Consider the following 10,189-nt stretch of genomic DNA (forward strand, 5'->3'; position numbering starts at 1 on the left):
CCTCAGCCGTTGGGCCCTACTGTCGCAACGATGGTCACTTGCTTGTTGTCCGGAATTTCCTGATAGGCCAGCACGTGCAGCCCGGGGACTGCGAGGCGACCGAAACGCGAGAGCATCGCGCGGATCGGGCCTGCTACCAACAGGATCACCGGTTGACCTTGCATTTCCTGGCGCTGCGCCGCTTCGATGAGCGAACGCTGCAGCTTCTCGGCCATGCTTGGCTCCAGCAGAACGCCCTCTTCAGAGCCTTGTCCTGCCTTCTGCAGACTATTGAGCAATATTTGTTCCAACCTTGGTTCCAAGGTGATCACAGGCAGCTCGGAGTCAGTGCCTACAATGCTTTGGACGATGGCGCGGGATACCCCGACGCGCACTGCGGCCACCAAAGCGGCGGTATCTTGACTCTTGGCGGCGTTGTTGGCGATAGCCTCGGCAATGCTGCGGATATCGCGCACCGGCACGTGTTCGGCCAGCAGCGCCTGCAGCACTTTGAGCAACTGCGACAGCGACACCACCCCCGGCACCAGCTCTTCAGCCAGTTTCGGCGAGCTTTTGGCCAGCAATTGCATGAGTTGCTGCACTTCTTCGTGGCCGATCAGCTCGCTGGAGTGCTTGTACAGAATCTGGTTCAAGTGCGTCGCGACCACGGTACTGGCGTCGACCACGGTGTAACCGAGCGATTGCGCCTGCGCACGCTGGCTGACTTCGATCCACACCGCCTCCAGACCAAAAGCCGGATCTTTGGCGGTAATGCCGTTGAGCGTGCCGTAGACCTGCCCCGGGTTGATCGCCAGTTCGCGATCCGGGTAGATCTCGGCTTCGGCGAGGATCACCCCCATCAGGGTCAGGCGATAGGCGCTCGGCGCCAGATCGAGGTTGTCGCGAATATGCACCGTCGGCATCAGGAAGCCCAGATCCTGCGAGAGCTTCTTGCGCACGCCCTTGATCCGCGCCAGCAACTGCCCGCCCTGATTGCGATCCACCAGCGGGATCAGGCGATAGCCGACTTCCAGACCGATCATGTCGATCGGCGTCACGTCATCCCAGCCCAGCTCCTTGGTTTCCATGGCGCGGGCCGGCGACGGCAGCAGTTCCTGCTGACGCTGAACCTCTTGCAGCGCCTGCACCTTGGCGACGTTCTGCTTCTTCCAGAACAGGTACGCGCCACCGGCAGCCAGCGCAGCCATGCTCAGGAACGAGAAGTGCGGCATGCCCGGCACCAGGCCCATCACTGCCATCAAACCAGCAGCCACCGCCAAGGCTTTGGGTGAGGCGAACATCTGCCGGTTGATCTGTTTGCCCATGTCTTCCGAACCGGAAGCACGGGTCACCATGATCGCTGCCGCTGTCGATAACAACAGTGATGGCAATTGCGCCACCAAACCGTCACCGATGGTCAGCAAGGCGTAAACCTTGCCCGCGTCGGCGAAGGTCATGTTGTGCTGGAAGATACCGACGGCCATACCGCCGATGAGGTTGATGAACAGAATCAGCAGGCCGGCGATGGCGTCACCACGGACGAACTTGCTGGCACCGTCCATCGAACCGTAGAACTCGGCCTCTTGCGCGACTTCCTGACGGCGCAGCTTCGCCTGGTTCTGGTCGATCAGACCGGCGTTGAGGTCGGCGTCGATCGCCATTTGTTTGCCGGGCATTGCATCGAGGGTGAAGCGCGCGCTCACCTCGGAAATCCGCCCGGCACCCTTGGTCACCACGACGAAGTTGATGATCATCAGGATCGCGAACACCACGATACCGACCACGTAGTTACCGCCGATCACCACTTCACCGAAGGCCTGGATCACCTTACCGGCAGCGGCGTGGCCATCCTGACCGTGGAGCATCACCACCCGCGTCGAGGCCACGTTCAACGCCAGCCGCAGCAGCGTCGCCACCAGCAGAATGGTCGGGAACACCGCGAAATCCAGCGGCCGCAGCGCATACACGCAGACCAGCAGGACGACGATCGACAGGGCGATGTTGAAGGTGAAAAACACGTCCAGCAGGAACGGCGGCACCGGCAACATCATCATCGCCAGCATGACCAGCAGCAACAACGGCACGCCCAGATTGCCTCGACTGAGGTCGGCAACATTCGAGCGAGCAGTGTTGAATAACTGAGAGCGATCCACCGGTTTTCCCCGTTCCTTTAAAGCAAACTTTTGACGCCCAAAGCAGGCGCACGGCGGCTACTGCAAGAAGCCTTCCAACTTTTGCGCAGGCAAAAAAAGATCGCAGCTTGCGGCGCGTCCCACAGAGAAATACGCTCTTCTGTAGAAGGTGCCGAGACTGCGACCTTTTGATTGAGTCGCCAGGCAAACTCCCGCAAGCAGCCGGGCCAGACGGCTCACCCCGCCTTAAGAATCTGCTCGGGTGAAATACGACCGAAAGTGAGTTCTTTGCCGTTCACGTATAGCGCATCCCGCCTGATCATCTCCTCGCCCACTGGCACGAGGTCCGCTTGGGCATATCCCAGGATCACGATAGAAGCAGGCGCCCTCCATTCATCCAGAAGACGATTCAGCCCCAACCCTCCCTGAAACGTGTGCCCCCGCATTAAATTGAGCGCCCACTGGAATTGAATAATCGGCAAATCAGCGATCTGGATCTCGCGCTCAGTCGATGGCGGAAAACAGAAATCCTGGCGCGCCGTCACTTGCAATTTACCCTTCACCATAGCGAATTCGGGTTTGCCGTAACGCCGCCACAACGCGCCCTCACCCCAGATATCAAGGTAGTTGGCCGCACCGGTAAATACGTCGAATAAATCCTCTTTGGTGCCGATGTTACCTGCCGAACCTGCGAAATAATTGTAACTGTAGTGATAGGCCAACCCCATCAGCTCTGGCCGGATAGCATTGACCTCGGATCGGAGATACTCGGGAATGTGGGCATTGGCCATTTGCACGAAATGGGTGAAGTCCAGCGACATTTCAAAAGTGACCGTATAACCGATGGTCGAGCCAACGACCTCATCGTGACGCCTCTCCAGCACTCCCTCAACAAATGCCATCTCCATGCCCTGAAGCTTCTGATAAGCAGGTATATCCTCGTTCATGACTACTTCCTCTGAGTCTTGCGCAAGTAACCGCTCACTGCTGCTCCCACGCATCCGAAGCAGCGACCGCAAAGTGATTGAAGGGAAAATCCCTGCTCATGAAATCGTCATGGAGTGAGGCTGTCTACTGGCAGAAATAACAGGTAGAGAGCCTTTTCCGACCAATGGCAGGCTGCCCATGAACGGAGCTCAGGCACGACCCATAGCGGAGTGTAGGCTTCAGGAATCGCGCCGCAGATCTGGCGAAACCGGCAGATCATCCTTGAGCGGATCCGGGCGCTGAGCCGCGACTCATCGGGACAATTCGGGCGCCTGGACTGACGATTTCGCGAGCAAGCCCGCTCCCACTTTCGATTTTCAGTGAATACGGACTGGCTGTATCACGCAGATCCTGTGGGAGCGGGCTTGCTCGCGAAGAAGCCAGCAGCGACACCACAGAATCAGGAGCAGCAGCGCCTTTTAAACTTTGGCGTTTAAAAGACACCTCCAGACACGCCTCCAAGGCTACACAGCCTTGCGCCATTGCCTACAGCTACGCCAGAATCCGCCGGCTTGTGCGCCTTGGGGGCGGGTTCTATTGTGGGTCGGTCGCTGACGAATCAGCGATCGGGTCTCGCAGCCCGCTGATTTCTAGACGCACAACTTCCGTCCTCGTTTTATGGCGGCTGTACGTGGGAGACCTTTGGGTCTGCCGGTTCTAGAGTCCCGGTCTGCGACCCGCGTATGGCTGCCACCTCCCTTTCGTATCGCAGCGAAATGTGGCAGCTCCGTCGACTCTAGGAGCCTCACCATGATCAAACCAACACCCAACCCACCCGAAACCGACGCCACCTCCCCCTACGAATCCCTCGATTCAAAAAAGCTCCACGAAGCCGCCGACCGCGCCCTCGACCACTACCTCTGCTCGCCCGGCGCCACGCCCATTCAACGCAAAACCCGCTCGATGTACGCCGTGACCGCAGACTTCAAAAACGAAGAACTGCTGGCCGATGCCTGCGAAACACTCGCGTCGGCCAGAACCATTGCCAATGACTTCGCCCACCTGATACCGGCGTCGCAGCGCAGGACGCTGCTGGGCATCGCGCAACTGATCATGCTCGGCGAGCTGGCGGTAAATCGGGCGCTGGATAATCTGGAGTTGCCGAAGTAACAGGGACTTGTGACAAGCCCTGAGTGAGGCGTTGTGCCTGCTGACGTCTTCGCGGGCAAGCCCGCTCCCACAGGGATTGGTGTCGATCACAAACCTGTGCCTGCACGCCGAACCGGTGGGAGCGGGCTTGCTCGCGAAAGCGGCTTCACAGCCGACACATGTCTCCAGGCATAAAAAAACCGCCACCCCGTTCAATCGGGATGGCGGTTTTTTACTGCGTTACTGTCAAGTCAGGAATCGCGCCGCAGATCCGGCGGAATCGGCAGATCGTCCTTCAGCGGATCCGGGCGCTTGCCCTTGCCGGCGCGGTACTGGCGGATCTGGTAGACGTAGGCCAATACCTGAGCGACCGCCAGGTACAGGCCACCGGGGATTTCCTGCTCGAGTTCGGTGGAGTAGTAGATCGAACGCGCCAGCCCCGGCGATTCGAGGAGCATGACGTTGTTGGCGACGGCGATTTCGCGGATCTTCAGCGCGAGGAAGTCGCTTCCCTTGGCCAGCAGCACTGGCGCGCCGCCCTTCTCCGAGTCGTACTTGAGCGCGACGGCGTAGTGGGTCGGGTTGGTGATGACCACGTCGGCGTCGGGAATCGCCGCCATCATCCGCCGCTGCGACATCTCGCGCTGGGTCTGGCGGATGCGCTGCTTGACCTCCGGCCGGCCTTCCTGATCCTTGTGCTCGTCGCGCACTTCCTGCTTGGTCATCAGCAGTTTCTTGTGGGCTTCCCAGAGCTGCACCGGCACGTCGACGGCGGCAATGATGATCAGGCCGCAGGCCAGCCACAAGGTACTCCAGCCGACCAGCGTGACGCTGTGAATGATCGCCATTTCGAGCGGCTCGTGGGCGATCCGCAAGAAATCATCGACATCCGCCGACAACACCGCCAACGCCACCCCCAGGGTGATCAGAAATTTGGCCAGCGCCTTGAGCAGTTCGACCACAGCCTTGAACGAGAACATCCGCTTCAGGCCCGCGGCCGGGTTCATCCGGCTGAATTTGGGTGCCATGGAGCCCGCCGCAAACAGCCAGCCTCCGAGGGAGATCGGCCCGATCAGCGCCGCCAGCAACAGGGTGATCATGATCGGCTGGATCGCCAACAGCGCCATCTGGCCCGACTGCAACAGGAACCTGCCCATGGCCCCCTGATCCATGATCACCTCGCGCGAGAGGGTGAAGTTCAGGCGCATCAGCTCCATCAGGTCTTCGGCCAGCATGCCGCCGAACACCAGCAAAGCACCGGCACCGGCCATCATCACGGCGAGGGTGTTGAGCTCTTTGGAGCGGGCAATCTCGCCCTTCTCACGGGAGTCTTTTTTGCGTTTGTCCGTGGGGTCTTCTGTTTTGTCCTGACCGCTTTCGCTCTCTGCCATGGCTCAGCGCGCCCGTGCCAGTTCGCGTAACAACTGCAAGGCCTCGGAGGCCAGCGGTTGATACTGATTGAGGATGTCCGCCAGACCGACCCAGACGATGAACAGGCCCAGCACCAGAGTCAGCGGAAAACCGATGGAGAAAATGTTCAGTTGCGGCGCGGCGCGGGTCATCACGCCGAAGGCGATGTTGACCACCAGCAGCGCGGTGACCGCCGGCAGCACCAGCAACAACGCCGCCCCGAGAACCCAGCCAAGCTTGCCGGCCAGCTCCCAGTATTGCGCCGTCATCAACCCGCCGCCGACCGGCAGCGTGGTGAAGCTTTCGGTGAGCACTTCGAAGACCACCAGATGGCCGTTCATCGACAGGAACAGCAAGGTCACCAGCATGGTGAAGAACTGCCCGATCACCGCCACCGAGACGCCGTTGGCCGGGTCGACCATCGAGGCGAAGCCCATGCCCATCTGGATCGCGACAATCTGCCCGGCCACGGCAAACGCCTGGAAAAACAGTTGCAGGGAAAACCCCAGCACCGCACCCACCAGAATCTGCTCGGCAATCAGTAACCAGCCACTGAGCGCAAGCGGACTGACGTCCGGCATCGGCGGCAGCCCCGGGGCAATGCACACGGTGATGGCCACGGCGAAATACAGGCGTATCCGCCGCGACACCAGCGTGGTGCCGAACACCGGCATGACCATCAGCATCGAGGCAACGCGAAACAGTGGCAACATGAACGACGCCACCCAGGTACTGATCTGGGTGTCGGTCAACTGAAGCAGCGATTGCATGGCTTAGCCGATGACCATCGGAATGTTTTTGTACAGCTGAATGATGTATTCCATGAACGTCTGCACGATCCACGGGCCGGCGACGATCAGCGTCACCAGCATCACCAGCAGACGCGGAAGGAAGCTCAGGGTCTGTTCGTTGATCTGCGTCGCCGCCTGGAACATCGCCACCAGCAGGCCGACCAACAGGCTCGGCACCACCAGAATCGCGACCATCAGAGTGGTCAGCCACAGCGCTTCACGAAAGATATCGACCGCAACTTCCGGCGTCATGGCGAGACACCTCCGAAACTGCTGGCCAGGGTGCCGATGATCAGCGCCCAGCCATCCACCAGTACGAACAGCATGATCTTGAACGGCAGCGAAATGATCAGCGGCGAGAGCATCATCATACCCATCGCCATCAGCACACTGGCCACGACCAGGTCGATGATCAGGAACGGAATGAAGATCATGAAGCCGATCTGGAACGCGGTTTTAAGCTCAGAGGTGACGAACGCCGGCACCAGAATCGTCAGTGGCGCCTGATCCGGCGTGGCGATGTCAGTGCGCTTGGACAGACGCATGAACAGCTCCAGATCGCTGGTGCGGGTCTGGGCGAGCATGAAGTCCTTGATCGGTACCTGGGCCTTTTCCACCGCTTGCTGGGCGGTGAGTTTTTCCGCCAGGTACGGCTGCAGCGCATCATTGTTCACCCGATCAAACACCGGGGCCATGATGAACATGGTCAGGAACAACGCCATGCCGGTGAGGATCTGGTTCGACGGTGTCTGCTGCAGACCGAGGGCCTGACGCAGGATCGAGAAGACGATGATGATCCGGGTGAAACTGGTCATCAGAATCACGGCCGCCGGAATGAAGCTCAGCGCGGTCATGATCAGCAGGATCTGCAGGCTGACCGAATACTCCTGCGCGCCGTCGGCGTTGGTGCCCAGCGTGATCGCCGGAATCGACAACGGGTCGGCGGCGAACGCCAGCGGCGCGGCCAGCATCAGGGCCAGCGTCAAGACGATGCGTAGCGCACCCATTACTTCTTATCCTTCTGATCCTTGCCGAGAATCTTCAGCAGATGCTGGGCAAATTCCGGGGTCGCTTTTTCGCTGCTGCTCGGCACTGGCACCGGCTCCTTGAGCACGTGCAGCGCAGTGATGGTGCCGGGGCTCAAGCCGAGCAGAATCTGCTCGTTGCCGACCTGCACCAGCATCAACCGGTCACGCGGACCGAGGGCGCGGGAGCCGATCAGCTCGATCACCTGGCCCTTGCCCGCCGGCCCTGCCTGCTGCACCCGGCGCAGCAGCCAGGCGAGGAAGAAGATCAAGCCCAGCACCAGCAACAGACCGAACACCAGTTGCGTCAGTTGCCCGGCCACGCCGCTGCTGACCATCGGCGCGGTGGCAGCAGGCACGGTCGTCGCCGCCGACGGCTCGGCGGCCAGCACGCTCAATGGCAGTGCCAGCAAAGCCCAGAGAAACCGTTTCACTCAGCGCAGCTTCTTGATGCGTTCGCTTGGGCTGATCACGTCGGTCAGGCGGATGCCGAACTTCTCGTTGACCACCACCACTTCGCCGTGCGCGATCAGGGTGCCGTTGACCAGCACGTCCAGCGGCTCGCCGGCCAGACGATCGAGCTCGATCACCGAACCCTGGTTCAGTTGCAGCAGGTTGCGAATGTTGATGTCGGTGCTGCCCACTTCCATCGAGATCGACACCGGGATGTCGAGGATCACGTCCAGGTTCGGACCGTCCAGGGTCACCGGATCGTTGTTCTTCGGTACGCTGCCGAACTCTTCCATCGGCAGACGGTTGGAGCTTGCAGCGCCAGCGTCGGCGGCCAGCAGCGCGTCGATGTCAGCCTGGCTGCCATCACCGGTCTCTTCCAGGGCCGCAGCCCATTCGTCGGCCAGTGCCTGATCGTCCTGGGCGTTCATTTCGTCGTTCATCATTTGTCCTCGGCGGGCAACAATTCAGTTAAATGCGTGGGGGAAAAGCGCCGCTTCAGCGACGCTCGATCGGCTCGATAACCTGCAACGCGAGGTTGCCTTTGTGCGAGCCCATCTTGACCTTGAAGGCCGGTACGCCGTTGGCGCGCATGATCATGTCTTCCGGCATCTCGACCGGGATCACATCCCCCGGCTGCATGTGCAGGATGTCGCGCAGCTTCAACTGGCGGCGGGCCACGGTGGCGCCGATCGGCACGTCGACATCGAGCACGTCCTGACGCAGGGCATTGACCCAGCGCTCGTCCTGATCGTCGAGGTCCGACTGGAAACCGGCGTCGAGCATCTCGCGCACCGGCTCGATCATCGAGTACGGCATGGTTACGTGCAGGTCACCGCCACCGCCATCGAGTTCGATGTGGAAGGTGGAGACCACGATTGCTTCGCTCGGGCCAACGATGTTGGCCATGGCCGGGTTCACTTCCGAGTTGATGTACTCGAAATTGACTTCCATGATCGCCTGCCAGGCTTCCTTCAGATCGACGAACGCCTGCTCCAGCACCATGCGCACCACACGCAATTCGGTCGGGGTGAATTCACGCCCCTCGATCTTGGCGTGGCGGCCGTCGCCGCCGAAGAAGTTGTCCACCAGTTTGAACACCAGTTTGGCGTCGAGGATGAACAGCGCGGTGCCGCGCAACGGTTTGATCTTGACCAGGTTGAGGCTGGTCGGCACGTACAGCGAGTGTACGTATTCGCCGAACTTCATCACCTGGACGCCACCGACGGCAACGTCCGCCGAGCGGCGCAGCATGTTGAACATGCTGATGCGGGTGTAACGGGCAAAACGCTCGTTGATCATCTCCAGAGTCGGCATGCGTCCACGGACGATGCGATCCTGGCTGGTCAGGTCGTAGCTTTTGACACTGCCGGGTTCGGCAGCGTTATCGGTCTGTACCAGACCATCGTCGACGCCATGCAACAGCGCGTCGATTTCATCCTGGGACAGCAGATCCTGCACGGCCATGTCGTGTTCCTACTGCAGTACGAAATTAGTGAAAAGCAACTGTTCGATCACCACTTTGCCCAGCTCTTTCTGCGCCACTTCCTGGACGCTGGCGGTAGCCTTCTGGCGCAACATCTCCTGCCCGACCGGGGTCGCCAGCGTGGCGAAATCCTGACCGGAGAAGAGCATCACCAGGTTGTTGCGGATCACCGGCATGTGCACTTTGAGCGCTTCCAGATCGGCCTGGTTACGCGCCAGCATGGTGATGCTCACCTGCATGTAGCGCTGACGGCCGTTCTGGTTGTAGTTGGCGACAAACGCCGGCGCCATCGGCTCGAAGATCGCCGGCTGCTTGCCGACCGGCGCGGCCTCCGCCGCTGCGGCAGGCTTGCTCTGAGCACTGTGCATGAAGTACCAGGTCGCGCCCACGGACACACCGATCGCCAGCAGCAGAGCCACCACGATCAGGATGATCATCTTGAGTTTGCCTTTGGTCGCGGGGTCTTTTACAGCTGCTGCTTCGCTCTTCGCCATGCCAATAATCCGTCACTAATCGGGTTTTCACAGTCGCACGGCAAGGCAAGAGCAAGTGTTATGCCAGAAGTGTCGGAGGTAACGCTAAAGTCAAAAGCCACCCTCACCCCAGCCCTCTCCCGGAGGGAGAGGGGGCTGACCGAGGTGTCAGGCGTCAAACATCGACCTGAAAGACCGAGTCGATTATGGATTCACAGCGCAAGTATCCGGTCGGCGTACTTCGCGAGCATCCCCCAATCGGTTCCCTCTCCCTGTGGGAGTGTATGTACCGGAGGGAGAGGGGGCTGACCGAGGTGTCAGGCGTCAAACATCGACCTGAAAGACCGAGTCGATTATGGATTCACAG

11 protein-coding genes are annotated in these 10,189 nt (G+C 60.3%); 1 reads left to right on the forward strand and 10 read right to left on the reverse strand.

Annotation, left to right across the window (positions count from 1 at the left end; translation table 11 throughout):
* Nucleotides 1–2 precede the first annotated feature (2 nt).
* Both flhA and M0808_RS27980 read right to left on the reverse strand, forming a co-directional pair.
* Nucleotides 3–2,132: a flagellar biosynthesis protein FlhA gene (gene flhA, locus M0808_RS27975; RefSeq protein ID WP_247843149.1), complete on the reverse strand. Its 2,130-nt coding sequence runs from the start codon at nucleotides 2,130–2,132 to the stop codon at nucleotides 3–5.
* 215 nt (nucleotides 2,133–2,347) lie between these two features.
* Nucleotides 2,348–3,058, reverse strand: a complete 711-nt coding sequence (locus M0808_RS27980; RefSeq protein ID WP_139054105.1) for a hypothetical protein — start codon at nucleotides 3,056–3,058, stop codon at nucleotides 2,348–2,350.
* Nucleotides 3,059–3,848: 790 nt separating this feature from the next.
* Here M0808_RS27980 and M0808_RS27985 point away from each other — a divergent pair.
* Nucleotides 3,849–4,208: a hypothetical protein gene (locus M0808_RS27985; protein WP_247843150.1), complete on the forward strand. Its 360-nt coding sequence runs from the start codon at nucleotides 3,849–3,851 to the stop codon at nucleotides 4,206–4,208.
* A gap of 230 nt (nucleotides 4,209–4,438) precedes the next feature.
* Here the strand turns inward: M0808_RS27985 and flhB are convergent, their stop codons facing one another.
* The 8 genes from flhB to fliL are packed head-to-tail and all read right to left on the reverse strand — an operon-like array spanning nucleotide 4,439 to nucleotide 9,843.
* Nucleotides 4,439–5,578 (reverse strand): flagellar biosynthesis protein FlhB, encoded by a 1,140-nt coding sequence (gene flhB, locus M0808_RS27990; protein WP_097090136.1) that lies wholly within the window; start codon nucleotides 5,576–5,578, stop codon nucleotides 4,439–4,441.
* A 3-nt stretch (nucleotides 5,579–5,581) separates the two neighbouring features.
* Nucleotides 5,582–6,367 (reverse strand): flagellar biosynthetic protein FliR, encoded by a 786-nt coding sequence (gene fliR, locus M0808_RS27995; protein ID WP_027613914.1) that lies wholly within the window; start codon nucleotides 6,365–6,367, stop codon nucleotides 5,582–5,584.
* Between the two features lie 3 nt (nucleotides 6,368–6,370).
* Entirely contained in the window at nucleotides 6,371–6,640 is a 270-nt protein-coding gene (gene fliQ, locus M0808_RS28000; protein ID WP_007920026.1) for a flagellar biosynthesis protein FliQ, read from the reverse strand.
* Nucleotides 6,637–7,395: a flagellar type III secretion system pore protein FliP gene (fliP, locus tag M0808_RS28005; protein ID WP_003222895.1), complete on the reverse strand. Its 759-nt coding sequence runs from the start codon at nucleotides 7,393–7,395 to the stop codon at nucleotides 6,637–6,639. Before fliP ends, fliQ begins: the two co-directional genes overlap by 4 nt.
* Nucleotides 7,395–7,847, reverse strand: coding sequence for a flagellar biosynthetic protein FliO (fliO, locus tag M0808_RS28010; protein WP_247843151.1), 453 nt, complete (start codon nucleotides 7,845–7,847; stop codon nucleotides 7,395–7,397). The genes fliP and fliO overlap by 1 nt, the downstream gene beginning before the upstream one ends.
* Nucleotides 7,848–8,309, reverse strand: a complete 462-nt coding sequence (gene fliN / locus M0808_RS28015) for a flagellar motor switch protein FliN (RefSeq protein WP_164747895.1) — start codon at nucleotides 8,307–8,309, stop codon at nucleotides 7,848–7,850.
* 52 nt (nucleotides 8,310–8,361) lie between these two features.
* A complete protein-coding gene (gene fliM, locus M0808_RS28020) occupies nucleotides 8,362–9,330 on the reverse strand; it encodes a flagellar motor switch protein FliM (protein ID WP_003222890.1) in 969 nt (322 codons plus the stop codon).
* A 9-nt stretch (nucleotides 9,331–9,339) separates the two neighbouring features.
* Complete coding sequence (fliL, locus tag M0808_RS28025; protein ID WP_047599975.1) at nucleotides 9,340–9,843, reverse strand: flagellar basal body-associated protein FliL; 504 nt, start codon at nucleotides 9,841–9,843, stop codon at nucleotides 9,340–9,342.
* Nucleotides 9,844–10,189 lie beyond the last annotated feature (346 nt).

It is taken from the genome of Pseudomonas sp. MWU12-3103b, assembly GCF_023100615.1.
Classification (GTDB): domain Bacteria; phylum Pseudomonadota; class Gammaproteobacteria; order Pseudomonadales; family Pseudomonadaceae; genus Aquipseudomonas; species Aquipseudomonas putida_A.

Bases quoted from the DNA above. Each gene is read 5' to 3' on its own strand.
- M0808_RS27980 (WP_139054105.1), bottom strand. From the start codon at position 3,058: ATGAACGAGGATATACCTGCTTATCAGAAGCTTCAGGGCATGGAGATG.
- M0808_RS27985 (WP_247843150.1), top strand. From the start codon at position 3,849: ATGATCAAACCAACACCCAACCCACCCGAAACCGACGCCACCTCCCCC.
- flhB (WP_097090136.1), bottom strand. From the start codon at position 5,578: ATGGCAGAGAGCGAAAGCGGTCAGGACAAAACAGAAGACCCCACGGAC.
- fliR (WP_027613914.1), bottom strand. From the start codon at position 6,367: ATGCAATCGCTGCTTCAGTTGACCGACACCCAGATCAGTACCTGGGTG.
- fliQ (WP_007920026.1), bottom strand. From the start codon at position 6,640: ATGACGCCGGAAGTTGCGGTCGATATCTTTCGTGAAGCGCTGTGGCTG.
- fliP (WP_003222895.1), bottom strand. From the start codon at position 7,395: ATGGGTGCGCTACGCATCGTCTTGACGCTGGCCCTGATGCTGGCCGCG.
- fliN (WP_164747895.1), bottom strand. From the start codon at position 8,309: ATGATGAACGACGAAATGAACGCCCAGGACGATCAGGCACTGGCCGAC.
- fliM (WP_003222890.1), bottom strand. From the start codon at position 9,330: ATGGCCGTGCAGGATCTGCTGTCCCAGGATGAAATCGACGCGCTGTTG.
- fliL (WP_047599975.1), bottom strand. From the start codon at position 9,843: ATGGCGAAGAGCGAAGCAGCAGCTGTAAAAGACCCCGCGACCAAAGGC.